Source organism: Streptomyces sp. URMC 126, assembly GCF_051386555.1.
GTDB lineage: Bacteria > Actinomycetota > Actinomycetes > Streptomycetales > Streptomycetaceae > Streptomyces.
On the sequence record NZ_JBPQTX010001098.1, the window covers coordinates 1 to 253 of the forward strand.

At 74.7% G+C, this 253-nt stretch carries 1 protein-coding gene; it reads right to left on the reverse strand.

Annotation, left to right across the window (positions count from 1 at the left end; all coding sequences use genetic code 11):
• A partial coding sequence (locus ACSNOK_RS35235) for a hypothetical protein (RefSeq protein WP_436784763.1) occupies positions 1-220 on the reverse strand: 220 nt, incomplete at its 3' end.
• Between the last annotated feature and the right edge of the window lie 33 nt (positions 221-253).

The following is a 253-nucleotide window of genomic DNA, read 5'->3' on the forward strand; positions in this document are numbered from 1 at the left end:
TCCGTACGCCGTCCACGGCCGCCGGGGCGACACCGTCGGGTGACGCGCACGCCAGCGCCCGCAGGACCGCGTGGTGCAGGATGGCCCCCGCGTCCGTGCCCAGCGCTTCGACCACGCCGTCCACGGCGTGTTCCAGCAGGCCGGCGGCCCGCTCCCAGCGGTGGGTCACGTCGTCGTACAGCAGGCGCAGGGCGACCTGGGGCCGGCGCTCGAACAGCACGCGGAACAACGTGTTCCGCGTCTCTTCGGGCAC